We start from the raw sequence: 25284 nt of genomic DNA on the forward strand, positions 1-25284 counted from the left end.
GCACCGCTGGTGTACCTGTTATCGTGCCAACGGTAAACGCAGGGTAGCCATGTGCGGAGCGGATAACCGCTGAAAGCATCTAAGTGGGAAGCCCACCTCCAGATGATTGCTCTCATGGCATTAAGCCAGTAAGGTCTCGGGTAGACTACCCGTTGATAGGCTCTAGATGGAAGCTCGGTAACGAGTGCAGTCGAGGAGTACTAACCGACCGAGGGCTTGACCTGATTCTTCTTTTCACCACTTTTTCCCTAGCTTTTGCAGTCTTGAGGGTTCTACCCTTCCTGGTGTCTTTAACGTGATGGCACCACTCCGATTCCATCCCGAACTCGGTTGTGAAACTTCACCGTGGCCAAGATACTTGTCGGGTTGCCGACTGGGACAATAGCTCGATGCCAGGATTATTCTTTCCTACCCCTCAATCCGACAAGATTGGGGGGTTTGGTTTTATCTAAGCTATGGCCTGAATTAACACAAAAGGTTGCACGATTAGTGTATTAAAAAGGTTATCGGGATGGGAATTCCAATCGCTTAACTGCTCTTGTGTCGGTTTTTCTAGTAGTTTTTCCCCGATCCAATTCTGCACTTGAGCAACCCGATCACCGGCGATCGCTTCTGCCACTTCGATTAAATTGAGGGAATCGGAAACCAGGATCAGCGCATCCCTTTGAGCATGGGGGATCAAGTCACTCCACTCCACTTCGGCTAATTCCTCTAATAACTGCTCGTGAATATTACCCATACTGTCAATCCTTGCGAAAAAGCTCGCTCAATAACGAATTAGCTCCTCTTTCTAGCATACAGGCAAAGGGACAGCCGATTTCCCCATTCATAGTAATATTAAGCTAAAATATAACGAACGTTCGATATTAAACTTATGCCTAAGATAGTAGATGTAGAACAATACCGAAAAGAACTCCTCTTAAAAAGTGCCGAACTCTTTGCCGAGAAAGGCTATGCTGACATGACGACGAGAGAATTAGCGCAAGGATTGGGAGTGTCCACGGGAACGCTATACCACTACTTTCCCAGTAAAGCGGCACTTTTCGAGCAATTAGTCGAGGAGATGTGCCAGCAGGATGTTTTATTAGCTAAAGCCGAGATTGATCAAGGAAAAACCCTGACAGAAAAGCTAAAAATTCTCGGCAAATTTATGACTAATCGAGAGGATTCCTGCATCAAACAATTATTCTTATGGATTGATTATTCTCAATACCAAGGACGAGAAGAACTGCGTCGTAGTCATTTTTTTGAGCGCGTTGATCGCCGCTATCATCAGGCAGTAATCGAGATTTTAGGTATTAGCGATCCGAGTGTAGCTTGGTTAGTTGTCAGCGTTATTAATGGACTGATATTAGAGCGCCTGTGGTGCAATGAACAGATTGCGATCGATGAACAAATGGAATTATTAGGTAAAATTCTTACTACTTATTTTCAGGAAAACTGTTAACCCACAACAATCACTTATTAACTAAAAAAGTATGAAAGGTAAAACTTTTGTGAAACCAAATCAAAAGTTAATGATCGGGTTAATAGTATTAGGCACAGGATTATTAGGAATAACCACCTTTTATAGTCTTTCCCAATTCGCCAGCAAACCCGAAACCAAAACCCCTGTAATTGCGTCGCCCGTACCGCAAAAAATCACCGCTTTAGGCAGAATTGAACCGAGGACAGAAATTATCAGCATATCTGCCCCGATGTTGCTTGATTCCGATCGAGTCATGCAATTATTAGTCGATGAAGGAGATACCGTCAAAACAGGACAAATAATCGCCATTCTCGAAAGTCAGGAAAGATTAGAGGATAACCTGCGACAGGCACAAGAACAGGTGAAAGTAGCCGCAGCCAAACTAGAACAGGTGAAAGCTGGGGCAAAAGTCGGCGAAATCGATGCTAATGCCGCTAACGTGCGGAAAATCGAAGCACAATGGTTAGGAGATCAAGCAACTCAAAGGACAACTATCCAAAGATTAACAGCGCAATTAGAAGGGGATAGGGCTGCCCAAAAAGCGACAATTGCTAAATTAGAAGCAGAATATCGCAATGCCAAAGCTGAATTTGATCGCCACGAAAAACTCTATCAAGAAGGGGCAATTTCCGCCTCTAGTTTTGATAGTAAAAGACTGAATTTAGAAACCAGTAATCAACAACTAACAGAAGCAAAAGTTACCCTAGAGAGGATTGAACGCACCGGTAAACAAGAAATAGAAGAAGCCAAGACTACCCTAGCCCGGATTGAATCCACCGGTCAACAGCAGATCAAAGAGGCCAGATCCACTTTAAATCAAGTCTCGGAAGTGCGGGGAGTCGATGTACGGGCAGCCCAAGCGGAGGTAAATGCTGCCCTAGTTGCCGTTAAAAAAGCCCAAACCGAGTTAAATCAGACTTATATTCGATCGCCAATTACCAGCAAAGTGATTAAAGTCAATACCCGTATCGGGGAACAAATCAGCGATCAAGGAATTGTTGACCTTGCTGAAACCGATCGCATGGAGGTAATTGCCGAAATTTATCAAAGCGATATCGGGAAAATTCGCTCTGGACAAACTGCCACGATTACCGGATCGGCGTTTAAGGGCGAAGTTAGGGGAAAAGTGCGCTTAATTGCCTTAAAAGTTGACCAACAAAATATCTTCAGCAATCAACCAGGAGAAAACTTCGATCGCAAAGTTATCTCTGTCCGCATTGCCTTAGATCGCGAAAACAGTCAAAAAGTGGCAGGTTTAACCAATTCCCAAGTAACTGTAACTATCAATGAGTAGGTTTTCCATGAAACTAACCCATCTATTCAAAAAAACGCCCCTATCCTGGTTACAGGTGACGCGAGAGAAAACCCGTTTGATTGTGGCTATTGCTGGGATTGCTTTTGCTGACTTCCTAATTTTTACACAGTTGGGGTTTCGGGATGCCTTATTTGATGCTTCCGTGAAACCCCATTATGTCCTCGATGCGGATTTAGTCCTGATTAATCCCCAATTTGATACCCTCTTTGCGGTGAAAAGTTTCTCACGCGATCGCTTGTACCAAGCTAAAAGAGTCGAGGGCATTCAATCTATAGCCCCAGTTTATATTGCTTCTGCCCAGTGGCGCAATCCCGAAACTGCCCTAGAAAGAACTACTTTAGTCTTTGGTTTTGATCCCAGTCAACGGGTTTTTACCCTCCCAGAAGTCAATCAAAAATCCAGTGATCTAAAGATGTTAAATCGCGTCTTGTACGATCAAGCAGGAAGACCAGAATTCGGTCCAATTGCCGATTTACTCCAGAAAAACCCCGATTTGACAGTTCAGTTAAATAAAAAAGAGGTACAGGTAGCGGGAATTTTTACCCTTGGTGCCTCCTTTGCTGCCGATGGTAACGTCATTAGCAGTGATTCTACCTTTTTAAGGCTCTTTCCCGAACGTCAACCCCACGAAATCGATATAGGACTGGTGAAACTGCAACCGGGGGCAAATATCGAAGCAGTTAAGGTCAATTTACAGGCACTTTTTCCTAAAAATGAAGTAATAGTCCTTACTTTAAAAGAATTTGCTGAAAGGGAAAAAACCTATTGGGCAAATGGTACAGCCATTGGTTTTATCTTTGGTTTAGGTACAGTAGTCGGTTTTATCGTCGGTATCGTCATTGTCTATCAGATTCTCTATTCCGATGTCACCGATCACTTACCCGAATACGCTACCCTAAAAGCTATGGGTTACGGTGATTGGTATTTAGTCGGGGTTTTGATGCAAGAGGCTTTATTACTAGCGGTTTTGGGGTATATACCCGGGTTTATCGTCTCTCTCGGTGTTTATAATCTCGCTTCCTCCGCTACACTTTTACCCATAGTGATGACTACCGCTAGGGCGATCGAAGTTTTAATCCTGACAATTATTATGTGTATTGCCTCTGGAATTGTCGCCATGGGCAAATTAAGGACAGCAGATCCAGCCGATATTTTTTAAGCTATCAAGGGTGAAATAATGCCGATTTTTCAAAAAGAGCGAGAATTAGTCGATTTTAGCCCTAATGAACCCGTAATTGCCATTAAAGGCTTAAATTACTATTTTGGCACGGGGGAATTAAAAAAACAGGTTTTATACGATATCGATCTGGAAATTAAAGCGGGGGAAGTAGTGATTATGACTGGTCCTTCGGGATCGGGGAAAACTACTTTATTGAGTTTAATGGGAGGTTTGCGATCGGCACAAGCGGGCAGTTTAAAAATTCTCGGCCAAGAAATGTTAGGAATTAGTAAGGGCAAAATGCTGAAAATTCGCCGACAAATTGGCTATATTTTTCAAGCACATAATTTACTAAAATTCCTGACAGCGAAACAAAACGTTAGGATGTCTTTGGAACTGCACGAGGAGTTTTTAGAACAAGATCTCGATCAAAAAGCCACGGCAATTTTGGAGTCAGTGGGTTTAGGCAACCGCGTTGATTATTATCCCCACGATCTATCGGGGGGACAAAAACAACGGGTTGCGATCGCTCGCGCCCTCGTCAGTCATCCCAAATTAGTCCTCGCTGATGAACCGACCGCGGCCTTAGATAAACAATCCGGACGCGATGTGGTGGAAATCATGCAGAAATTGGCAAAAGAACAAGGTTGCACGATTTTACTCGTCACCCACGATAACCGGATTCTCGACATCGCCGATCGCATTGTCAATATGGAGGATGGTCGTTTAAGCGATTAACTGCCCAAAAATTACTTGCCAAAAATAGGCCTTTCATGTTACATTAAAGTAATGTCATCGTGGAGAGGTGGCAGAGTGGTCGAATGCGGCAGATTGCTAATCTGTTGTACGAATCGTAAGACCGTACCGAGGGTTCGAATCCCTCCCTCTCCGTCTTTTTTCGGTATTTTCGATGACTGCTCGCCATGATTATTTCTGATCCCTATATAGTCCGGCGGTATTGACACCCTCACTTCCCCCGACGGAATGCAAATTATCAAACCCGTAAACCCTGAAATATTGGCAATTTGGGCGCAAAAAATGGCAACGGCCACGGGGATTACCGTGCGCCGTGCGCCGCTTACCGCCACAACTCTCTAGGGCTTCGGTCGAGGTTTTTCTTCTTTCGGCTTCACATTAAAATAAGCCTCCATTACCTGACGTACCATAGGTGCGGCCACTTTACCACCACCACCGCCGGAATGTTCCGCAAAGGCGACCACAACAATTTCGGGTTTGTCGAAGGGTGCGAAAGCTCCAAACCAAGCATGGGACTGCCCCGGAGGTGCTTCTGCCGTGCCGCTTTTGCCCGCTACAGGCGGTAAAGCGGGGTCTGATAGGGCCCGACCGGTTCCTTCCGCTACCACGGCTCTCAGGGACTTTCTCAGGGTGTCTAGGGTGCTAGGTTTCATGTTCAAAGACTTGCGCCATTCCTTAACATTGCGGGCATCCTGTAAAAGGTGCGGTTTCACCAAAAAACCGCCGTTAGCGGGGACAGCAAACATCACAGCTACCTGTAGGGGAGTCGCCAGGGTAAATCCTTGACCGATCGACATATTGATCGTATCCCCTACGGACCAATCCCAGTTTTTAAAATTACGCAGTTTCCAATCGCGATCGGCAATTAACCCCGGAGTTTCTTCCGCTAATTCTATCCCAGTTTTCTGACCGAAACCGTAGCGCCGGGCCATGGCAATTAAAGCCGGTCCCCCCACTCCGCGACCTATTTGACCGTGAAAAGTGTTACTACTCATGGCCATGGCCCGGACAAAACCCATCGGACCAAAACCGGCGCGATTCCATTCCCCGAAAGCTGTCCCCCCCACATAAAGAGCGGCAAAGGTATTTAAGACCGTATTGGGGGGAAATTTACCCGATTCCATGCCGGCAGTGGCAGTGACGACTTTAAAGGTGGAAGCGGGGGGAAATCCTTGGAGAGCGCGGTTAACAAACGGGTTGCCCTCCGCTTGTAGTTTTTTCCAAGTGGCGGTAGTAATTGGGGCCGAGAAAACATTGGGATCGAAACTAGGATAACTGACCATGGCCCGCACGGAACCATCCCGGGGATCGATCGCCACGATCGCACCCTTGCGTTTTCCTAAAGCGGCCTCGGCGGCTTTTTGGAGTTTTAAATCTAGTGTCAGGGTGACATCTTGCCCGGGTTTAGCAATTTTTTGGCCGAGAATTTGGATTACCTGTCCCGATCCGTTGACCTCTAACTGCATTCCCCCCCATTCTCCCCGCAATTTTGACTCGTAGGCGGCTTCTACACCCATTTTACCGACGACATCTCCCAATCGGTAGCCCTGTCGTCTTTTGGCTTGATATTCCTCCGGGGTTAGTTCCCCCGTATAACCGAGAATATGCGCCCCGATTTTACCATTGGGATAGTAGCGCACTGATTCCACGTCCACTTCAATGCCGGTTAATTCGTCTTTGTATTCCTCTAGGGCGATAATTTGGGAGGGAGTTAAACCCCTAGCGATCCGGATCAGGGTGGAGGGGTTTTCGTCCGCTTCGTTAATGCGTTTTTCTAGATCGCTTCTGGGAATTGCTAAAATACTGGCTAAACGGTCAAGATTGAGTTTTTGGGCGGGATTACGCTGGGATTTTGGCCAAATATAGGCCGCATGGGTTAAGCGGGCCGTAGCCAAAACTTTGCCATTGCGATCGAATAAGTTGCCCCGGACTGGGGGTTTGGGAATAATGCGAATCCGGTTATTTTCTGCCCTTTCTCGGTTAATTTGTCCTTGCTGCAGTTGTAAATAGGCCAATCGTGAGCCGACTCCTCCTAGCAGGACAATGCTAATTAATCCCATAATTAGCCATGACTGACGCTGACGACCGACTAGACGCTCCTTATCTTTGATTTTATTCTGTAATTTATTCGGCGCTGGCCGCGTCGGCGAGGTGAGCGTTTTTTTCCGTTTCAGTTTGACTTTGGTTTTTGAGAGGAGTCCGCTATTACGCATTTGCTTAAAGTTAAAAATTTAAAAGTTATTAGGGCAGTTATCAGTTATCAGTTATCAGTTATCAGTGATCAGTCATCAATCATCAGTCATGAGATTTGAGTTTTAAGTAAGAAGTATTAAGTGAGTAGTTTTAAATAGCACTTTCCTGATGTCTTCTCACTGATCACTGGTTACTGCTTACTGATCACTGGTTACTGAAAAGGACGCAATACTAGGTGATTTAGCTCCTCTGTTTACTAAATTTAAGGGTATCCGCAATATATCTTAACAAAATTGGAGTAAATGCTCGGATAAATTTTAACTTTTGTTAACTTGCCTTGATTTTTCAAAAATACTCAGTAAGAATCTGTCAGAGAGCTTTGATAGGAATTGCTAATAGTTCCGATTAAAAGTTCTGTAGTCCCTCTCCTGTTATCTACTGCTGACCTATGTTAGAAGCTCTTGTCCTTTCCCCCCGCTACTCTCTCGATGCAGCCAATTGGTTAGAAGGAATCGATCCTTCCCGTCATTACTGGTTATGGGTGAATGGAGAGCCACAGCTGCCGGTAATTATCCCCGGTTTGATAGTTTCTAGCATAGAGGAATTAAGAACAGTTATCGGTCAGTTTCGATCGCTACAGCCGGGAGAAAGCCTAAAATTAACAAGAATCGTCGGCAGCTGCAAGATTTATTGTGTGAGCAGTAATTGTTATGCGATCGAAGCAAGGGTGGACAGCGCCTTGGTCTGGCATTTATTCGATCGCGAAACCATAGAAAGTCTCCTCATGGCTGCCCATCCCGATTGGCTCCCCGGGGAAAAAGATCTAGAATTGGGCAGAAAAGCTTTAATGCGCTCCTTGAATCAACCCCTGTACGTTCCCTAGGCAAATTGGCGCAAATTGATTAATTCTTGGGGAGAAGCCAAGAGTTTTACCTCCACAGCGGCAATTTCTCCCGAATTAGTTAGTTGAAATTGCCAGCGCACATTGACTTTAAACAAAGGGGTTTGTACTTGGCCAGTGATGGTAATCTGGGTGGATTGATCCTCCAGGGTTTCTAAGCTTCCCTGACTGGGAAAAGCGGTTAATCCTGGCACTTCCTCATGGAGATAATTAGCGATCGCCTGTCTGCCGCGCACCCCCTCCTCGAAAGGTGCGATTAAAACGCCATCTTCGGCGAATAGTCCGGCAGTTTCGGCAAATTCGCCCGCGTTTAGCCTTTGAAAATAGCGATAGATAATTGGTTCCGTGATACCGGCGATCGAGATTTCAGGAAAGGAAACTGGCGCAGACATATAGTTAAGAGTTTGTCAAGTATTTCTTAACCTAATTTAACATTATCCCTGCTCAAAATGTAATCACACTGCGGATAGAATCCCCTTGGCGCATCAGGTCAAAGGCCTCGTTAATTCTTGCCAGAGGTAGAACGTGGGTGATTAAATCATCAATGTTAATCTTGCCCTCCATGTACCAATCGACTATTTTTGGTACATCTGTACGACCCCTTGCCCCACCAAAAGCCGTACCTTTCCAGACCCGTCCGGTGACTAATTGAAAAGGACGGGTACTAATTTCTTGGCCGGCCCCGGCTACACCGATAATAGTGGCAACACCCCAACCTTTATGGCAACATTCCAAAGCTTGACGCATAATCTGGACATTGCCGATACACTCAAAACTATAATCGGCCCCACCTTTAGTTAAATCCACCAGATAGGCCACTAAATCCCCCTCGATTTCTTGGGGATTAACAAAATGAGTCATCCCGAATTTGGTCGCTAAAGCTTGTTTCTGGGGATTGATATCGACCCCGACAATCATATCGGCCCCCACCAAACGGGCCCCTTGAATAACATTTAAACCGATACCTCCCAGACCAAAAACCACCACTTTTGCCCCCGGTTCCACTTTAGCGGTATTAATCACCGCACCGATACCTGTAGTGACTCCGCAGCCGATATAACAGACTTTTTCAAAGGGAGCATCGGGGCGAATCTTAGCTAGGGAAATCTCCGGCAGCACGGTATAGTTAGAAAAAGTCGAGGTTCCCATGTAGTGATAAAGAGGCTGACCATCGAGGGAAAAACGACTGGTTCCATCTGGCATTACTCCCCGACCTTGGGTAAGACGAATCGCTTGACAGAGATTGGTTTTAAAGCTGAGACAGTATTCGCACTGACGACATTCGGGAATGTATAGGGGAATCACAGGATCGCCCACTTTCAGGCTAGTGACACCTTCTCCCACTTCTACCACGATTCCTGCCCCTTCATGGCCTAAAATTGAGGGAAATAAACCTTCAGGATCGGCCCCAGAGAGAGTATAGGCATCGGTGTGACAAACTCCCGTGGCTTTGATTTCTACTAAGACTTCCCCCGCTTGCGGTGCTGCTAATTGTACCGTTTCAATAGTTAGGGGTTTTCCCGCTTCTAGGGCAACTGCCGCTCGAACATCCATAGGCTCAAAGGAATAGGTTTTTTCTGGTAGAATACCATTAAACTAGGGTATTATAGATAACAAATCAAAATTATCAGGATTTTTTCGGCTTTTCTTGACTATCTCACCCTGATTTGTCCTGAAAAGCTCAAAAGTACGAGAGTTTTTGTCTAGAATTGCCTAGTCTGAGAGGGGGAAATCATGGCTACAGCAGAGAGCAGCAGGAAAATCCTTCCTAGAACTGAATTTTAGCGATTTAGGTTGTCCTAACCAACTCGTTCTCTGCTATACATATCATACTAAATCTGGTTATTAAAGACTGATTATCTATTGCTCCTTTTGCCTTTTGCCTGTCCTGATATGTAGCCCATACTCAACGGATTTAGTATGATTTAGAGCAGTTAACACTATCAGTAACCGATATTTTGCTTGGTTAAATTAAAAATAGCAAATTACCATTAACGTAAGTGTTAATTAAAGAGGTAAATATGGTTCAAATTTTACAAGCAAAAGAAGTCACTCTCAGAGATTTAATTAATCATTTTCAACTAGAGTTTGTAGAAGATGAGCATTTTTTTGGGGAATGGCAGCAAGACCTAAAAGCAATCTCTGAACAGGAAAAAGAATTGTTAGATAAAATCAAAACAGGTTATTTTAACTTATTAAATTATCCTCCCTTTTTAGAAACTTCGGTGAGGATGACGGTTTTAGATTTATTATTATTTATTGGTAACTTTTATCTATTTCCCTTTCAGATTAAAGCGGAAGAGTCTGTTGAAATCATTACAGAAGAGCAAGATTTAATAATTAAAGGAAGGTTAGATACTTTAATTCTAAAAGAGCAATTATGGGTAATGATTCTTGAATCAAAACGGGTTATTTATTCCGTTGAAGTAGGGTTACCGCAATTATTAGCTTATTTAATGGTCAATCCTCATCCCAACCGTCCTAATTATGGAATGTTGACCAATGGTTCCGAGTTTTTATTTGTTAAATTATTATGGGACGGTAAACCTTTATACGGAACCTCTCGTTTATTTGCCATGAGAAATCCGGGGGATTTATATGAAGTTCTCAAAATCCTGAAACATCTCTGTCAGCTAATTTGAGTATGAAGATAATCAGTACCAGCAGAATCATTACTCTCCTATTTCCCTCTGTTGTATAATTTGCTCTGAAAGGCACAAATCAGTAGGCATAAATAAAAATTATCAGAATTTTTTCGGCTTTTCTTGACTATTTCAGCCTGATTTGTCCTGACAAGCTCAAAAATACAAGAGTTTTTGTCTAGAATTGCCCGGCCTGAGAGGGGAATGATAAAGTTAGATAAGAAAATTAAAGATGGTGTGATTAAAATGAAATTTGCTGCTAGTACCTATTTTTCCCTGCTGCGCCATTGTGCGGTTCCTTTGCTATCGATCGCCACTTTTACGCCAATTCTCCTAACTTATTTAGCCAAGGAAAAACTAGAAACCCCGCAACCGCAGGCAAATCTAGAGACTGCTGCCTCCCCTGCTCCTATTATCCCATCTCCGATCGCACCCTTAACTCCGCCATCGCCGAAACTATCCCCCTCTCCCCAATCTTCTGCGACTCCAAAATCAGCACCCTCTCCCCAGTCTTCCCCCTCGGCGCCGAAAAAATTAGCAGCATCGGTTCATTCCCCTAATACTTCCCCTAATACTTCCCCCGCTGCTGCGGCCAAACCGGTGACTAGACAACCTCTAGCGGTTCCCGCTAATTATAGGCCGCCGGTCTTAGAAATTCGCGTGGCGATCAAAAGGGATGTGGCCAGTGTTTTGATTGGAGTTAACGGGCCGGCGGTGATCACCGATCGCCAAGGTCGTGGTTTAAAAACGATTGCCACTAACGAGGGTTTACCGGTCATTGCCAGTGCCAATGGCTTAAAAATGGGCGATTTATCGCTGCCAGAGGTGATTTTTGTGCAGCCCACCAGTGCCGATGGTTTAGTTTATGTGGATGATAGTTGGTATCGGGGTAAAGTGCTGCTGGTTGCCCAAGGCGATCGCTTGTTAGTGGTCAATCATGTTAATTTAGAGGCCTATCTCTATAGTGTGGTGGGTAGTGAAATGCACTCCACTGCGCCAATGCAAGCTTTAAAGGCACAAGCGATCGCTGCTCGTTCCTACGCCCTAGTACACATGATCCGCCCCGCTAATGCTTGGTTTCATCTGGGCAATAGCCAACGCTGGCAGGTATATAAAGGCATTCGCTCGGAGTATCAATCGACTCACCAGGCGGTTAATGCCACTGCTGGGCAGATTCTCAGCTATAAAGGGGGTGTAGTCGAGTCTCTTTATGCCGCCACCGATGAAATTGTCGCTTGGGCCCACGGTGGTCGCGGTATGAGTCAAACTGGGGCTTATAAATTAGCGGAAAAAGGCCTAGATTATCAACAAATTCTCGGTAATTATTATCCCGGAGTTGGTTTAGCCCGTCTAGTTCTACAAAATTAGATTGATTGGCTTCCTCGACTGAAAACTCAAATCTGATCACTGATAACTGATCACTGATCACTGAAATGCCGACCATAGCAGATTTCTAGTAACTGTATTAGAATAAACTTTCAAAATGCTATAGCAGTAAATCTCTCTATGAATAGCCCCTTTCTCGACTATCTCAGCGGTCCCAAGCATCCCGTCCTCGTCTTTGATGGAGCGATGGGAACTTCCCTACAAAGCCAAAATCTGACGGCCGAGGACTTTGGTGGGGCAGAATACGAAGGTTGTAACGAGTATCTTGTCCATACTAAACCTAGCGCCGTAGCGAAAGTCCACGAAGCCTTTTTAGCCGTGGGTGCGGATGTGATTGAAACCGACACCTTTGGGGGAACCTCGATAGTTTTAGCCGAGTACGATTTAGCCGACCAAGCCTATTATCTCAACAAAACCGCCGCCGAACTGGCCAAGGCTTGCGCTAATAAATACTCTACCCCCGAAAAACCCCGTTTTGTGGCGGGTTCCATGGGACCGGGGACAAAACTGCCCACCTTGGGTCATATTGACTTTGATACCCTCAAAAATGCCTATGTGGAACAGGTAGAGGGCCTGTACGATGGCGGGGCAGATTTATTATTAGTAGAAACCTGTCAGGATGTCCTGCAAATTAAAGCGGCTTTAAATGCTATTGAAGAAGTATTTCAGAAAAAAGGTCAACGATTGCCCCTGATGGTTTCGGTGACGATGGAAACCATGGGAACGATGTTAGTAGGAACGGAAATTAACGCCGTTGTCTCTATTTTACAACCCTATAAAATTGATATTTTGGGACTTAACTGCGCCACTGGTCCAGATTTAATGAAACCCCATATTAAATATCTCTCGGAAAATTCCCCTTTTATTGTTTCTTGTATTCCTAACGCTGGTTTACCGGAAAATGTCGGCGGTCAAGCGCATTATCGCCTCACTCCCGTAGAATTAAAAATGGCTTTAATGCACTTTATCGAAGATTTGGGAGTACAAATTATCGGCGGTTGTTGTGGCACTCGTCCCGACCATATCCAAGCTTTAGCGGAACTAAGTCAGGGTTTAACTCCGAAATCTCGTCATTATCATTATGAACCCTCCGCCGCTTCTATTTATAGTACCCAACCCTATATTCAAGATAATTCTTTCCTGATTGTCGGGGAAAAATTAAACGCCAGTGGTTCTAAAAAATGTCGGGAACTTCTCAATGTTGAAGACTGGGATAGTTTAGTATCGATGGCGAAAGCTCAGGTAAAAGAAGGAGCGCATATTCTCGATGTCAACGTCGATTATGTGGGCCGGGATGGGGTGCGCGATATGCACCAATTAGCCTCTCGTTTAGTTAATAATGTCACCCTACCTTTAATGTTAGATTCCACCGAATGGGAAAAAATGGAAGCGGGGTTAAAAGTAGCGGGGGGTAAATGTATCCTCAACTCTACTAACTACGAAGACGGGGAACCGCGTTTTTATCAAGTCTTGGATTTAGCGAAAAAATACGGCGCGGGGGTAGTAATTGGAACCATTGATGAAGAAGGAATGGGACGCACTGCCGAGAAAAAATTCCAGATAGCTAAACGGGCCTATTATGGGGCGATAGAATACGGAATTCCTCCCTACGAAATCTTTTTTGATCCTCTAGCTTTACCGATTTCTACCGGTATCGAAGAAGACCGAGAAAATGGCAAGGCTACTATAGAAGCCATGCGTCGAATTCGCCAAGAACTGCCCGAATGTCATATTCTTTTAGGTGTGTCTAATATCTCTTTTGGGTTGAATCCGGCAGCGCGTCAGGTATTAAATTCCGTCTTCCTTCACGAAGCGATGCAGGTGGGGATGGATGGCGCAATCGTCAGCGCCAATAAGATTCTTCCTCTGGCAAAAATTGAACCAGAATATCAGCAAATTTGTCGGGATTTAATCTATGATAATCGTCGTTTTGATGGCGATATCTGTGTTTATGATCCCCTGACCAAATTAACCGAATTATTTGCGGGGAAAACTACTAAAAAAGACCCCTCTAGTAATGCTAATTTACCCGTGGAGGAACGCTTAAAACAGCATATTATTGATGGGGAAAGATTGGGACTGGAAGAGGCTTTAAAGCAAGCTTTACAGGACTATCCACCCCTAGATATTATTAATATTTTCCTCCTGGATGGGATGAAGGTAGTGGGTGAGTTATTTGGTTCGGGACAAATGCAGTTACCTTTTGTTCTTCAATCGGCCCAAACTATGAAAGCGGCCGTGGCTTTTTTAGAACCCTTTATGGAGAAAAAAGAGGGGGATAATAATGCCAAAGGTACTTTTATTATCGCAACAGTTAAAGGGGATGTTCACGATATTGGTAAAAATTTAGTTGATATTATCTTGACTAATAACGGCTATAGGGTGATTAACTTGGGCATTAAACAACCCGTAGAAAATATCATCGAAGCCTACAAAGAACATAAGGCCGATTGTATCGCTATGAGCGGTTTATTAGTGAAATCAACGGCTTTTATGAAGGAAAATCTGGAGGTTTTTAACGAAAAAGGAATCACTGTTCCTGTTATTCTTGGTGGGGCAGCTTTAACTCCCAAATTTGTCCATGATGACTGTCAAAAAACCTACAAGGGACAGGTTATCTATGGTAAAGATGCCTTCTCTGACCTGCATTTTATGGATAAATTAATGCCCGCTAAAGCTGGGGGTCAATGGGATGATAGTAAAGGCTTTTTAGCGGAGTTTGCCGAGGCAGAAAAAACCCCGGTTGTTGCCGAAGAATTAGAGGTTAATCCCGATACTATTTTTACTGATGGCAGCGTCAACCAAGAATTAGTTATTGATACCCGTCGGTCCGAAGCGGTGGCAGTTGATATTACCCGACCAACACCGCCCTTCTGGGGTACTAAAATATTAACAGCCGCAGAAATTCCCATCGAGGAGGTTTTCTGGTATTTGGACCTACAAGCTTTATTTGTCGGTCAATGGCAATTCCGCAAACCAAAAAGCCAATCGAAGCAAGAATACGACCAGTTTTTACAGGAAAAAGTTCATCCAATTCTAGCAGCATGGAAAGAGAAAATTGTCAAGGAAAATTTACTAAACCCCACATTAATTTATGGTTATTTTCCCTGTCAATCCTCCGGTAATTCCCTGTTAATTTACGATCCCGAATCGATACAAGCAGGCGAAAAACCCGAAAATCTGCAACCGATCGCCATTTTTGAGTTTCCTCGCCAGAAATCTGGTCGTCGTCTCTGTATTGCTGACTTTTTCGCCCCGCAGGAATCCGGTATTATCGACGTTTTCCCGATGCAAGCGGTGACGGTGGGGGAAATCGCCACGGAATACGCTAAATCTCTCTTTGATGCCAACGAATATACCGAATACCTCTATTATCACGGTATGGCTGTGCAAACCGCCGAAGCCATGGCCGAATGGACCCACACCCGCATCCGTCGCGAGTTAGGTTTTGCAGAGTTCGATCCCGATAATATCCGCGATATACTACAACAGCGTTACCAGGGTTCTCGCTATAGTTTCGGCTATCCCGCTTGTCCTAATATTCAGGACCAATACAAGCAACTAGATCTGTTAGGATGCGATCGCATTGGGATGTATATGGACGAAAGCGAACAATTGTACCCAGAACAATCCACCACCGCCATTATCACCTATCACCCCACCGCTAAATACTTTAGTACCTAATCAGTGATCAGTTATCAGTAATCAGATTTGAGTTTTCATTTCAATTATCGACTTAGATCTATAATATCCCAGCAATTTTTTTTATGATTAACCACTTGACAAAGTGGCCACAGCAGTGGCATTAATTTAAGATAGGAAGTTTTCGGGAGTCAGTCGTCGGTCGTTCATACCAAATTAGCCTACACTTCATCTTGATAGGAAAGGCTTATTTTTTGCAGCTTCTTAGGGAAATTATGACCACTAATCCTCTTAACTCGCTCATTTTAGAGCAGATTAGTCATATCTGTGAGCAATACTCGATCGAAAGTCGTATTCTCGAAGATTTTGCCGATTTTGTCATCAAAAACCACCGTAAAAAGTCTCCCAAACCATCGTTAACTAAATCAAAAACTACAGCGACCACTACAGTTAAAAAAGTTAAACCTTTAACTCTAACGCAACTTAAACAGGCAGTTTATGCCTATTTTGAGGTTAACAATACCACAGAATTAAAAAAATCGAGTATGTTTCAAATGGCTACTAGAGCCTTTGATAACATCAATTTATCTCAGCGAGAAAGTTGGGAGGTTATCTACAGGAAATATATCGGTATTCTTCCCGAAGAAGATTACGAACAGGGGAAAGATTGTATCAACGGTATCAATATTTTTAAATACTTTCGTCCCTATCGTGTTTTCGATCTTGATCCAAACACTGCCAGCAAGGAAGACATTAAAAATGCTTATTATCGTCTTTCTAAGATCTATCATCCCGATAACCAAGAAACAGGAAACTCTCACATCTTTGATCGTTTGACTGTGATGTATAAGTCTATCACCACGGAGATAAAATAATCATGCCTCGCAAAAAAGAAATTTTTACTATCAGAGAAGCTGAACTAATTCAATGGCTTTCCATTTCTCATAAGAGATTGGATGAAATCGTTAGCTTTTTTGATGCTGATCCTAATGATGATTGGGATTTAGTTGAGGGTGACGATTATCAATTTGTCAATAAGGAAAAGAAACTCCGTAACTTTTCCCCTAAAGGTGCTTTTAAAATTGCTTCCTATATCGAGAAGAATGAAAAGCGAGGAATTTTCTACAAATTTAGAGAATTTTTTACTAAGCACGATCAAAAAATTCGTCGCTCTTTGGCACGAAAATTAATTTTTGCTGAACTCATTGACTCTGGCGAAATTCAAGTTTATCAAGGAGTGGCTATGATTCATAAACAGAGTTTACGGCGAATTTTAGAAACTAATGGAGCCAAGCTAAATAAAACCGTGAATCATCTTCAGCAAAGAACTGATAAACCTCTAGAATTAGGAGTAGATTTTTACGAAGATGAAAAAAGAGAGTTTTGGTTCTCTGAAAGTGGAATAGTGATGATTTCTAAATCCATGAGTGAAACTTTGACGAATAAATCGCGCCAAGAAATGTGTAAAACGATTGCAATGGAGTTTCCTCTTGCCTTTAAAGAAATTCAGGAAAATCTAGATGACGATACCAAACAAAAAATCGAGATTGAAAAGGCTAAAAAACGAGCCAAAACTAGAGATAAAAACACTTGTCAGGTGACAGGGCAAAAACCAGATAAAGATGTAAAATTTAATCTCGCTGTCCATCATCTTTACTCTGTCCAAAAATATCCCCATCTAGCGACATTAGATCTGAATTTGGTGACTATTAAAGAAGAAATTCACCAAGAATTCCACGGTAACTTAGGGGGATTTCATCAACCTTGTACAATCGAGGATTTTATCGAATTCTTACACGTTTACTATCCCGAACATGAGGGTAATTTAGCCTTAAAACTTCAGAAAACTAAGAAAAAACTGGAAAAATTAGCTAAATAATCATTCAATTTCGGGGGGTGAATAGCTCCAAAGTGATTATCCATTTTTTTAGGGAAAGAACGACCACATCTCATCATGAGCGATAATTAATTTATCGAGAATTTGGGTTAAAACTCCGATCTGACGAGGAACAGCCGCATCTAAATCATTGGCAACTATTGTCAACTCCGCCCATAGTATATATGATAGTTGAACTCTAATTTAGGATCTAGCTGGGTCTAGAGAGGATAATATGGATAAGATCAAGGTAGGATTGTTGTTTGGTGGTCGATCGGGAGAACATGAGGTATCTATCAATTCGGCTCGATCGATCCTGCAAGCTTTTAATTATCCCGAAAATCTTGACAAATACGCCGTTATCCCCTTCTATATCGATAAAAATGGCTGTTGGCATTCGGCAGCAACTGCTAGACAAATTTTAACCTCTGGGCAACCCCTAGCTATTGAGAGTGATATAAAAGTCAATATCTGGCAATTTCCTCCAGAAGTGAGCGAAATTGAGGTTTGGTTTCCAATTCTCCACGGACCGAATGGAGAAGATGGCACTTTACAAGGATTACTCACTCTCATGCGGGTTGCTTTTGTGGGTAGTGGGGTCCTGGGTTCATGCTTGGGAATGGATAAAATTGCCATGAAAACTGCTTTTGCAGCCGCTGGATTACCCCAAGTTAAGTATAAGGCCATAACCCGCTCACAAGTGTGGTCAAATGCCTGTGTTTTTCCGCAATTGTGCGATCAAATCGCCGAGGAAATAGGTTATCCTTGTTTTATTAAACCGGCTAATTTAGGTTCTTCGGTGGGTATTAGTAAAGCACGCAACCGGCAAGAATTAGAGGCTGCTTTAGATAGTGCTGCTAGTTATGATCGACGGATTATTGTTGAAGCAGGAGTAACCGCAAGGGAGATCGAATGTGCGGTTTTAGGTAATGATAATCCCCAAGCTTCTTTGGTGGGAGAAATTACTTTTGATAGTGATTTTTATGACTATGAAACTAAATATACTGACGGGCGATCAAGTATGGTTATTCCCGCTAATATTCCCGATAAAATTGCTAATCAAGTGCGAGAAATGGCTGTAGAAGCATTTAAAGCTGTGGATGCTGCGGGATTGTCGCGGGTGGATTTTTTCTATGTGGAAAAGACTGGGGAAGTGTTTCTCAATGAAATTAATACTCTGCCGGGGTTTACTAATTTTAGTATGTATCCCCAACTCTGGAAAGCCACCGGTTTAGAGTTTGATAAATTGGTCGATAAGTTGGTACAATTAGCCTTAGAAAGACAGGAAAAATAAGGTTAAATCACCAGCATTTCTAGGATAGGAATTACCTAAACTAGAGATATTGATCAATTAGATAGTTTCGGGATCAATGCCCAATTCTCGTAATTTTTGGGCTAATCTTTCCCTTTCCAAGATAGCTTGTTCTTTTTCGAGGATAGCCTGTTCCTTCGCTTGTCGTTCCTGTTCCCTTTCTAAAAGAATCTGTTCCTTTGCTTGTCTTTGCTCTAATTCAGCTTCTTGGGGAGTGGGAACCAATTGACCATCGACGGTAAAATAACGCAGTTTACGGTCAAATATGCCTAAATATAGTTCTAATTGTTCACTCCATAAATAGCCGTTTTCATTAGCAGCAATAGCTTGATATTGTCCAGCAATTAATCTAAATCCTTGCAGTTCTAAACTTTCAGGATCAAACCAGAAATAGTTAGGAGTCCGAAAGGTATTTTGATAGAGATTTTTCTTTTTAGTTCGGTCAATATTGGCCGTAGAATCGGAAAGAATCTCCACGATCACGTTGGGATATTTACCCCCTTCTCCCCAAACCACCCAACTTTTGCGGGGACGTTTTTCTGTATCTAAAACCACAAAAAAATCAGGACCACAAAAATCACGTTTTTTTAGTTGTTCTTCGTTATAGTAGATGGTAAGATTGCCGGAAGCATAGTAATTAGTTCTTTCTTGCCATAACCTTTCTAAACAACCGATCAGAATTGTAATTTGTTGTAGATGTAGATCACTTTCCAAGGGTGGTTCATCACTCCATAAATCGGTGGGGGGACAGGTAACTTCCGGTAAAATGTCGAGAGTTGTCATAGTTTTTCCCCGTTATACTAGCTTTGTTTAATTATAACTGTTACGCTCTTTTCTGGTCATAGAAAACTAATTTTTTGCTGAATCACGAGTAAAACTGTAGATAATTTGGGTAGCTAATTGTGGTAATTGTGAGAAATCTTCATCGGACATTTTTTGACGATCGAGTTTCATTTGTAATCCCGTCATCGAATCGTCTCCGTCGGAAATTAAAAATTCTAAGCGTTCAATTTCCGACCAATCTTTAATGTCATTTAATATCTTGTCAATAACCAGAAGATAAGGATGGGAGAGATTTTTATACCAATTACTGCTAACACCCTGACGAATATCTAAACCTAAATGTACGATCAAAGGGGCGCGATCAAAAAGGGCATTGGCTACCGGTCGGGTTTCTTCTTGGAGAGATAATTGATTAGCGCGACTTAACTGCCGTAATTTCTCTAATTGATGATATCTCTGCGAAATTGACGGCGGATTTTCTCCCCAACTGAGAGCGATGGTGACTAGATAGGTTTGTAGGAATAGATGTCCTAACTTTTCCGCTTTTGTGGCCAGATAATTGGAATTATAATCATTAGCCTCGATCAGCAAAGGTACTCGCTCGACTATTTGCAAACCATAGCCTTTTAACCCGGCAATTTTACGCGGATTATTGGTAATTAAACGAATATTTCTCACCCCCAAATCGTTGAGCATTTGCGCTCCCATGCCGTAATCGCGCAAATCGGCGGGAAATCCTAACCTTTCGTTGGCTTCCACCGTATCTAATCCCATATCCTGTAAAGAATAGGCTTTTAGCTTATTAATTAAGCCAATTCCCCGTCCTTCCTGTCGCAGGTAAACCACCACCCCTAAACCGTTGTTTTCGATCATTTTTAGGGCAGCTTGTAACTGTTGCCGACAATCGCAACGCAAGGATCCCAAAGCATCCCCAGTCAGGCATTCTGAGTGCATTCGTACCATTACAGGTTGATCACCAAAGAGAGCGGGATCGCCTTTCACAATAGCGATATGTTCGGTTTGATCTAATAAATTTCGGTAGGCATAAAGCTGAAAAGTGCCGAATTGACTGGGAAAATCACACACCGTTTCCCGATGGACAAAGCGATCGTGTTTTAAGCGATAACTGATCAGATCGGCAATGCTAATTAACCTTAGATTATGTTGACGAGCGTATTCAAATAGTTGCGGTAAACGGGCCATGGAACCATCGGGATTTTGGATCTCACAGATAACTCCCGCCGGATACAACCCGGCTAATCGAGCCAGATCCACGGCTGCCTCCGTATGACCGGCGCGTTTTAAGACTCCACCGGCTTTAGCACGAATCGGGAAGACATGACCGGGACGGGTGAGATCATCGGGACGACTGACTGGATTAATGGCAACTTGCACGGTTTTCGCCCGATCTTCCGCCGAAATACCAGTTTTAACCCCTAAATGGGGAGCAGCATCGATGCTAACAGTAAAAGCGGTTTGATTGCTATCGGTGTTTTTTGTCACCATCAAGGGTAATTCGAGAGCATCAAGACGCTCTCCCGTCATTGCCAGACAGATTAAACCGCGAGCTTGCACTGCCATGAAGTTAATCAGATCGGGGGTGGCAAATTGGGCCGCACAGATTAGATCTCCTTCATTTTCGCGATTCTCATCATCAACTACTACAATAGCCCGTCCGGCTTTGATTTCCGCTAAGGCAGTATCGATAGAGTCAAAAGCGCTCGAAGTGACAGTCACAGGCATTAAAACGATAGAACTATTTTCATTCTACAGGTTTGCTCGATCTGCTGAGGGTCAATTTCTGTCAGTTCCCTAGAAAGAAGTCTCCCGGTGAACCTGACGGCTGCCCGGGAGACTTTTAGCTATCTTAAGCTAGAAAATTAGTTCAAACTAGCGGGGGTGATGCTGGCAACTTTGCCACCGAGACGGTTGATCTGTTGCAGGGTGTTATTTAACTGTTCAAAGGGGACGATAATCGCTTTGCTACTGCGACGGACACGGGGATAACCCGGTTTGCTAATAGCGGCAATTTCCACGCGATAGAGCTTACCCACATCACCATAGGCCACACTACCACCCAGAGCTTTACTGGGGGTGTTGCGTTGAGCAGAAGGACGATAGGCCCAACCATCGCTGCCACCGGAGGGACCGACCACTGCCGAAGCACCGTTTTGAGCTAATTCCACCGCTAAACGGGAGGTTTTGCCAGCAATCTGAGAGCGATCGCTGTTGGCATAACCGCGATAGAGTTGGAACATCCGGGTAAATCCCACGGTTTTTTGACCGGGTTGGCTGGCAAAACCACGATAGTAGGGAACGATACTATCGCCGAAGTTTTCGGTATATTCGGCGGAATCGATGTAGGAGTCGATATCGGCCTCGAATCCTTTGTTTTCGTAGAGATCGAGGTGATAGACCACTTCCGACTCATCGTAGGGAGCGCGACCTAAAAGATGTTTGATATTAAGTTCGATGACGCGGGTTTGGAAGTTACCGTAGAAGAATTTGTTCTTATACAGTTCCGATTTGGCCACAGCGCGGACGAATTCCCGCACGGTGATCGAACCGTTGCAGAGTAAGGATTCGGCACTGGTAAGGCGCTCGGAACGCATGATATAGTCATTGCCTAGCACCTGACGATAGACGGCGCGAATAACCGCCTGTGCGTCATCACGGGACCAATCGGGACGTAATTCCACGGGAGCAACCTCGCTAAAAGCGGTTGTCCCTAAACGAGAAGCTGAGGTAGTAATTGCCACTAAAGTTCTCCTACAAAAAAATGATCATTTTCTGACCGCTCAAAACTAGGGGAGGATCAGTTCGATTACCTGGCCGCCTTGACGATGGATATAACAAGGTCTGGAAGAACAGGTGATTGCTAACCCTTTTGCTAACAACCTCCTGTCTTTCCAGACCAGCAGTTTTTTCGATTGGACTAGCTGAGAGCGTTGATAGCGTAGTCGATATAGGAGTTGGCTTCCACCGCAGGGTCGCCACTTAAACCATGGTTGGCTTTGATATATTTGAGAGCTTCGATGTACCAGCTAGGAGACAGGTCGAAGGTGCGGTTGATTTCGTCGATACCAGCGATGAGGTACTCGTCCATCGGACCGGTTCCACCAGCAACTAAGCAGTAGGTCACCATGCGGAGGTAGTAACCGATGTCACGAGCGCATTTGTCTTTACCGCGTTGGTCCGCCGCAAAGTTAGCCCCTTGCATTTGGGTGGTGTAGGGGTACTTGTTGTACACAGCTTGAGCAGCGCCAGAGATCAAAGAACTGGCTTTTTCGGTCAACGCTTTAGCGGCGGTGAGGCTGGCAGAAGCTTGACGAAAACGACCGAAAGCAACTTGGATTTCGGTGCTGCTTAAGAAACGACCTTGAGAATCAGCGGCTGCTACGGCTTCGGTAAGGGGGGTTTTCATTGTTTGGTATCTCCCAATAATCTTGCAATAAGTTTCCTACGGTTTAATTAAGACTAGCCCTAGGGACTAGGCGACAGCAGCGGCGGCGCGGTCGAAGTAGCTGGCAATTTCAGACATTAAAGCACTGCAATCGCCGGGGGTGACACCGTTGCGATCGTTAGCAATGGACAAAGCAGCTTCTTTCATTTTGCTTACGCCAGCAGCTACGGAAGCTCCTGGTACTCCTAAAGCTACATAGGTTTCGCGAAGACCATTTAAGCAACGATCGTCGAGAACACTGCCGTCGCCAGAGAAGGTAGCGTAGGTAACATAACGCAAGATGATTTCCATGTCGCGTAGGCAAGCGGCCATACGACGGCTGGTGTAGGCATTACCACCGGGGGTGATCAGTTGGGGCTGTTCAGCGAACAGGCTACGAGCGGCGTTGGCAACGATGGTGGAAGCGTTACTGGTGATCCGGTTAACAGCGTCCATCCGTTTGTTGCTGTCGGCAACCATGGCGCTGAGAGCGTCTAGTTGCGAAGAGCTTAAATATTCGCCACGAGCATCAGCTTGGGATACTACCCGGGTGAATGCGTCAAACATTGTCACAATCTCCTAAATTTAAATGGGATTTGCTTGCAATTAAAATTTTCCCTCTTAAGGGATTTCACGGTGAGTCTGGACGAGCCTTGACCGCGATTGTTGCGATTTACTTTAAGAAACCTGAAAAAACTTCATGGCTCTCTCATAAATCACTTAAGGAGGTTAAACAAGTATCCAGCTTAACTTTTGTCTGTTATCTTGGCCCCTCAAATTAAATTTATACACTGCTGTCGAAACTTTGTTTGTTACATCTTATTAAGTTTTTTGCTGTCTTTTTGTAACAGTCACTTAACAATAATTCGATCGAGTTGGTCATCAATTCCTGACATGGCTCAAAGCCTCTCACCGTCGGGAAATTAGAGACAGCAAGGCTTTAAGGGTATAAAGGGCAGCAAGATAGAAAATTTAAGCTTTTTTTTATATTTTCCCGCTTTCCCTTCCCCTATTGCCCAAGGATTGCCCTTTCCGGCGCTCAAATTACGATGAAGTTTTGTAAAGAAGGGTGTGGGGTGTGGGGTGTGGGGTGTGGGGAGAACAAAGCTGTCTCCTGTCCCCTGTCTCCTGAAGTTAAACTAGAAACCAGTGATCAAAAAAACTAGCCGTCCGAACCCGATGATTTCCTCCATTCCCGTCCCTAATAGCTTAAATGGCGCTCAAATTCGCCTTGCTATTCGTTCCCTGCAGCCGCAATTGGTCCACTGGCGCCGACAAATACACCAAAAACCAGAACTAGGCTTTCAAGAACATCTCACCGCCTCCTTAATCAGTCAAACCTTGACTAAATACAGAATTGACCATCAAACCGGCATCGCTGGCACCGGAATTGTCGCCACCATCGCAGGCAGTCAACCGGGGCCAGTTTTAGCCCTGCGGGCTGATATGGATGCACTACCGATCGCCGAAGAAAACCAAGTCCCCTATCGTTCCCAACATCCCGGCCAGATGCACGCCTGTGGTCACGATGGTCACACAGCCATCGCCCTCGGCACAGCAGTTTACCTAGCACAAAACCGTCACGATGTCAAGGGGACAGTAAAAATTATTTTCCAACCCGCCGAAGAGGGGCCGGGGGGGGCGAAACCGATGATCGAAGCGGGAGTGCTGAAAAATCCCGACGTGGACGGAATTATCGGCCTACATCTCTGGAATAATCTGCCTTTAGGGACAGTGGGCGTGAAAAATGGGCCTTTAATGGCGGCGGTGGAATGTTTCGATCTCCAGATTCAAGGCCGGGGCGGCCACGGGGCAATTCCCCATCAAACCGTCGATTCACTACTGGTGGCGGCCCAAATCGTCAACGCCTTGCAAACTATCGTCGCCCGCAACCTTAACCCCCTCGATGCCGCCGTGGTAACTGTGGGCAAATTAGCGGCGGGAACCGCTAGAAACGTGATCGCCGATAGTGCTAATCTCAGTGGCACGGTGCGCTATTTCAATCCCCAGTTAGGGGGCTATTTCCGACAACGGATGGAAGAAATTATCGCGGGCATCTGTCAAAGTCAGGGGGCTAGTTTTCAATTCGATTACTGGCAATTGTATCCCCCAGTAATCAATCATGATCAGATGGCGGAATTAGTGCGCTCAATCGCCGCACAAGTGGTGGAAACCCCGGCCGGAATCGTTCCCGAATGTCAAACCCTGGGAGGGGAAGATATGTCCTTCTTTTTACAGGAAGTACCGGGCTGTTATTTCTTCTTGGGATCCGCCAATCCCGAATTAGGATTAGCCTATCCCCACCATCATCCCCGCTTTGATTTTGATGAATCGGTGTTAGGGATGGGAGTCGAGATTTTTGTCCGTTGCGTCGAAAAATTCGGCAATTCCAAGACTTTCTAGCAATCC

Annotated in this window: 21 protein-coding genes, 1 tRNA gene and 2 rRNA genes; 15 read left to right on the top strand and 9 right to left on the bottom strand. The window is 44.4% G+C overall.

Annotated features, from left to right (window positions below; translation table 11 throughout):
* Window positions 1-224 (top strand): 23S ribosomal RNA (locus N0824_RS10665); the annotation flags it as partial.
* 56 nt (window positions 225-280) lie between these two features.
* Window positions 281-398, top strand: a 5S ribosomal RNA gene (gene rrf, locus N0824_RS10670).
* A 50-nt stretch (window positions 399-448) separates the two neighbouring features.
* Here the strand turns inward: rrf and N0824_RS10675 are convergent.
* Complete coding sequence (locus tag N0824_RS10675; protein ID WP_108936753.1) at window positions 449-739, bottom strand: DUF2288 domain-containing protein; 291 nt, start codon at window positions 737-739, stop codon at window positions 449-451.
* Between the two features lie 135 nt (window positions 740-874).
* On the opposite strand from N0824_RS10675, the gene N0824_RS10680 reads away from it, so the two are divergent.
* The 5 genes from N0824_RS10680 (at window position 875) to N0824_RS10700 (ending at window position 4833) form a co-directional block, all read left to right on the top strand.
* Complete coding sequence (locus N0824_RS10680; protein WP_108936754.1) at window positions 875-1447, top strand: TetR/AcrR family transcriptional regulator; 573 nt, start codon at window positions 875-877, stop codon at window positions 1445-1447.
* Window positions 1448-1478: 31 nt separating this feature from the next.
* Entirely contained in the window at window positions 1479-2762 is a 1284-nt protein-coding gene (locus N0824_RS10685; RefSeq protein ID WP_108936755.1) for an efflux RND transporter periplasmic adaptor subunit, read from the top strand.
* A 7-nt stretch (window positions 2763-2769) separates the two neighbouring features.
* The gene (gene devC, locus N0824_RS10690) at window positions 2770-3942 is read left to right on the top strand and encodes an ABC transporter permease DevC (RefSeq protein WP_108936756.1); all 1173 of its coding nucleotides are present in this window, start codon (window positions 2770-2772) and stop codon (window positions 3940-3942) included.
* An 18-nt stretch (window positions 3943-3960) separates the two neighbouring features.
* Entirely contained in the window at window positions 3961-4680 is a 720-nt protein-coding gene (locus N0824_RS10695) for a DevA family ABC transporter ATP-binding protein (protein WP_108936757.1), read from the top strand.
* A gap of 61 nt (window positions 4681-4741) precedes the next feature.
* Window positions 4742-4833: transfer RNA gene (locus tag N0824_RS10700), tRNA-Ser, on the top strand.
* Between the two features lie 203 nt (window positions 4834-5036).
* Here N0824_RS10700 and mrdA read toward each other — a convergent pair.
* The gene (gene mrdA, locus N0824_RS10710; RefSeq protein WP_108936758.1) at window positions 5037-6911 is read right to left on the bottom strand and encodes a penicillin-binding protein 2; all 1875 of its coding nucleotides are present in this window, start codon (window positions 6909-6911) and stop codon (window positions 5037-5039) included.
* A gap of 428 nt (window positions 6912-7339) precedes the next feature.
* On the opposite strand from mrdA, the gene N0824_RS10715 reads away from it, so the two are divergent.
* Window positions 7340-7774 carry a hypothetical protein gene (locus N0824_RS10715; RefSeq protein WP_108936759.1) on the top strand — a complete coding sequence of 145 codons (435 nt, stop codon included), beginning with the start codon at window positions 7340-7342 and terminating at the stop codon, window positions 7772-7774.
* Here N0824_RS10715 and N0824_RS10720 read toward each other — a convergent pair.
* Both N0824_RS10720 and N0824_RS10725 read right to left on the bottom strand, forming a co-directional pair.
* Window positions 7771-8184, bottom strand: a complete 414-nt coding sequence (locus tag N0824_RS10720) for a nuclear transport factor 2 family protein (protein ID WP_108936760.1) — start codon at window positions 8182-8184, stop codon at window positions 7771-7773. The two genes, N0824_RS10715 and N0824_RS10720, sit on opposite strands and share 4 nt — an antisense overlap.
* 52 nt (window positions 8185-8236) lie before the next feature.
* The gene (locus N0824_RS10725) at window positions 8237-9346 is read right to left on the bottom strand and encodes an S-(hydroxymethyl)glutathione dehydrogenase/class III alcohol dehydrogenase (protein ID WP_108936761.1); all 1110 of its coding nucleotides are present in this window, start codon (window positions 9344-9346) and stop codon (window positions 8237-8239) included.
* A 467-nt stretch (window positions 9347-9813) separates the two neighbouring features.
* Between N0824_RS10725 and N0824_RS10730 the strand changes: the two genes are divergently transcribed.
* From N0824_RS10730 to N0824_RS10755, 6 genes are all read left to right on the top strand, one after another.
* Window positions 9814-10434 (top strand): type I restriction endonuclease, encoded by a 621-nt coding sequence (locus tag N0824_RS10730; RefSeq protein ID WP_108936762.1) that lies wholly within the window; start codon window positions 9814-9816, stop codon window positions 10432-10434.
* A gap of 204 nt (window positions 10435-10638) precedes the next feature.
* Window positions 10639-11802, top strand: a complete 1164-nt coding sequence (locus tag N0824_RS10735; protein ID WP_108936763.1) for a SpoIID/LytB domain-containing protein — start codon at window positions 10639-10641, stop codon at window positions 11800-11802.
* Between the two features lie 138 nt (window positions 11803-11940).
* Window positions 11941-15504, top strand: coding sequence for a methionine synthase (gene metH, locus N0824_RS10740; RefSeq protein ID WP_108936764.1), 3564 nt, complete (start codon window positions 11941-11943; stop codon window positions 15502-15504).
* 233 nt (window positions 15505-15737) lie between these two features.
* Entirely contained in the window at window positions 15738-16337 is a 600-nt protein-coding gene (locus tag N0824_RS10745; RefSeq protein ID WP_046663497.1) for a J domain-containing protein, read from the top strand.
* 2 nt (window positions 16338-16339) lie between these two features.
* Window positions 16340-17341: a hypothetical protein gene (locus N0824_RS10750; RefSeq protein WP_108936765.1), complete on the top strand. Its 1002-nt coding sequence runs from the start codon at window positions 16340-16342 to the stop codon at window positions 17339-17341.
* A gap of 232 nt (window positions 17342-17573) precedes the next feature.
* Window positions 17574-18632 (top strand): D-alanine--D-alanine ligase family protein, encoded by a 1059-nt coding sequence (locus N0824_RS10755; RefSeq protein WP_002749933.1) that lies wholly within the window; start codon window positions 17574-17576, stop codon window positions 18630-18632.
* A 57-nt stretch (window positions 18633-18689) separates the two neighbouring features.
* On the opposite strand, the gene N0824_RS10760 is transcribed toward N0824_RS10755, so the two are convergent.
* From N0824_RS10760 to N0824_RS10780, 5 genes are all read right to left on the bottom strand, one after another.
* The gene (locus N0824_RS10760) at window positions 18690-19433 is read right to left on the bottom strand and encodes a Uma2 family endonuclease (RefSeq protein WP_108936766.1); all 744 of its coding nucleotides are present in this window, start codon (window positions 19431-19433) and stop codon (window positions 18690-18692) included.
* A 66-nt stretch (window positions 19434-19499) separates the two neighbouring features.
* The gene (gene ribBA / locus N0824_RS10765; RefSeq protein ID WP_108936767.1) at window positions 19500-21176 is read right to left on the bottom strand and encodes a bifunctional 3,4-dihydroxy-2-butanone-4-phosphate synthase/GTP cyclohydrolase II; all 1677 of its coding nucleotides are present in this window, start codon (window positions 21174-21176) and stop codon (window positions 19500-19502) included.
* A gap of 137 nt (window positions 21177-21313) precedes the next feature.
* The gene (locus N0824_RS10770) at window positions 21314-22192 is read right to left on the bottom strand and encodes a phycobilisome linker polypeptide (protein ID WP_002736362.1); all 879 of its coding nucleotides are present in this window, start codon (window positions 22190-22192) and stop codon (window positions 21314-21316) included.
* Between the two features lie 176 nt (window positions 22193-22368).
* Window positions 22369-22857 (bottom strand): phycocyanin subunit alpha, encoded by a 489-nt coding sequence (cpcA, locus tag N0824_RS10775; protein ID WP_008205508.1) that lies wholly within the window; start codon window positions 22855-22857, stop codon window positions 22369-22371.
* Window positions 22858-22923: 66 nt separating this feature from the next.
* The gene (locus N0824_RS10780; protein ID WP_108936768.1) at window positions 22924-23442 is read right to left on the bottom strand and encodes a phycocyanin subunit beta; all 519 of its coding nucleotides are present in this window, start codon (window positions 23440-23442) and stop codon (window positions 22924-22926) included.
* A gap of 612 nt (window positions 23443-24054) precedes the next feature.
* Between N0824_RS10780 and N0824_RS10790 the strand changes: the two genes are divergently transcribed.
* Entirely contained in the window at window positions 24055-25278 is a 1224-nt protein-coding gene (locus tag N0824_RS10790; RefSeq protein ID WP_108936769.1) for a M20 family metallopeptidase, read from the top strand.
* Window positions 25279-25284 lie beyond the last annotated feature (6 nt).

The organism is Microcystis sp. 0824, from assembly GCF_003112475.1.
In the GTDB taxonomy this organism is placed as follows: Bacteria; Cyanobacteriota; Cyanobacteriia; order Cyanobacteriales; family Microcystaceae; genus Microcystis; species Microcystis aeruginosa_C.

What these genes read in the sequence shown, in the direction of transcription:
- N0824_RS10675 (WP_108936753.1), bottom strand. Translation starts at nt 739, where the DNA reads ATGGGTAATATTCACGAGCAGTTATTAGAGGAATTAGCCGAAGTGGAG.
- N0824_RS10750 (WP_108936765.1), top strand. Translation starts at nt 16,340, where the DNA reads ATGCCTCGCAAAAAAGAAATTTTTACTATCAGAGAAGCTGAACTAATT.
- N0824_RS10725 (WP_108936761.1), bottom strand. Translation starts at nt 9,346, where the DNA reads ATGGATGTTCGAGCGGCAGTTGCCCTAGAAGCGGGAAAACCCCTAACT.
- N0824_RS10755 (WP_002749933.1), top strand. Translation starts at nt 17,574, where the DNA reads ATGGATAAGATCAAGGTAGGATTGTTGTTTGGTGGTCGATCGGGAGAA.
- N0824_RS10720 (WP_108936760.1), bottom strand. Translation starts at nt 8,184, where the DNA reads ATGTCTGCGCCAGTTTCCTTTCCTGAAATCTCGATCGCCGGTATCACG.
- N0824_RS10780 (WP_108936768.1), bottom strand. Translation starts at nt 23,442, where the DNA reads ATGTTTGACGCATTCACCCGGGTAGTATCCCAAGCTGATGCTCGTGGC.
- N0824_RS10685 (WP_108936755.1), top strand. Translation starts at nt 1,479, where the DNA reads ATGAAAGGTAAAACTTTTGTGAAACCAAATCAAAAGTTAATGATCGGG.
- metH (WP_108936764.1), top strand. Translation starts at nt 11,941, where the DNA reads ATGAATAGCCCCTTTCTCGACTATCTCAGCGGTCCCAAGCATCCCGTC.
- N0824_RS10695 (WP_108936757.1), top strand. Translation starts at nt 3,961, where the DNA reads ATGCCGATTTTTCAAAAAGAGCGAGAATTAGTCGATTTTAGCCCTAAT.
- N0824_RS10730 (WP_108936762.1), top strand. Translation starts at nt 9,814, where the DNA reads ATGGTTCAAATTTTACAAGCAAAAGAAGTCACTCTCAGAGATTTAATT.
- mrdA (WP_108936758.1), bottom strand. Translation starts at nt 6,911, where the DNA reads ATGCGTAATAGCGGACTCCTCTCAAAAACCAAAGTCAAACTGAAACGG.
- devC (WP_108936756.1), top strand. Translation starts at nt 2,770, where the DNA reads ATGAAACTAACCCATCTATTCAAAAAAACGCCCCTATCCTGGTTACAG.
- ribBA (WP_108936767.1), bottom strand. Translation starts at nt 21,176, where the DNA reads ATGCCTGTGACTGTCACTTCGAGCGCTTTTGACTCTATCGATACTGCC.
- N0824_RS10745 (WP_046663497.1), top strand. Translation starts at nt 15,738, where the DNA reads ATGACCACTAATCCTCTTAACTCGCTCATTTTAGAGCAGATTAGTCAT.
- N0824_RS10715 (WP_108936759.1), top strand. Translation starts at nt 7,340, where the DNA reads ATGTTAGAAGCTCTTGTCCTTTCCCCCCGCTACTCTCTCGATGCAGCC.
- N0824_RS10680 (WP_108936754.1), top strand. Translation starts at nt 875, where the DNA reads ATGCCTAAGATAGTAGATGTAGAACAATACCGAAAAGAACTCCTCTTA.
- N0824_RS10790 (WP_108936769.1), top strand. Translation starts at nt 24,055, where the DNA reads ATGATTTCCTCCATTCCCGTCCCTAATAGCTTAAATGGCGCTCAAATT.
- N0824_RS10735 (WP_108936763.1), top strand. Translation starts at nt 10,639, where the DNA reads ATGATAAAGTTAGATAAGAAAATTAAAGATGGTGTGATTAAAATGAAA.
- N0824_RS10760 (WP_108936766.1), bottom strand. Translation starts at nt 19,433, where the DNA reads ATGACAACTCTCGACATTTTACCGGAAGTTACCTGTCCCCCCACCGAT.
- cpcA (WP_008205508.1), bottom strand. Translation starts at nt 22,857, where the DNA reads ATGAAAACCCCCCTTACCGAAGCCGTAGCAGCCGCTGATTCTCAAGGT.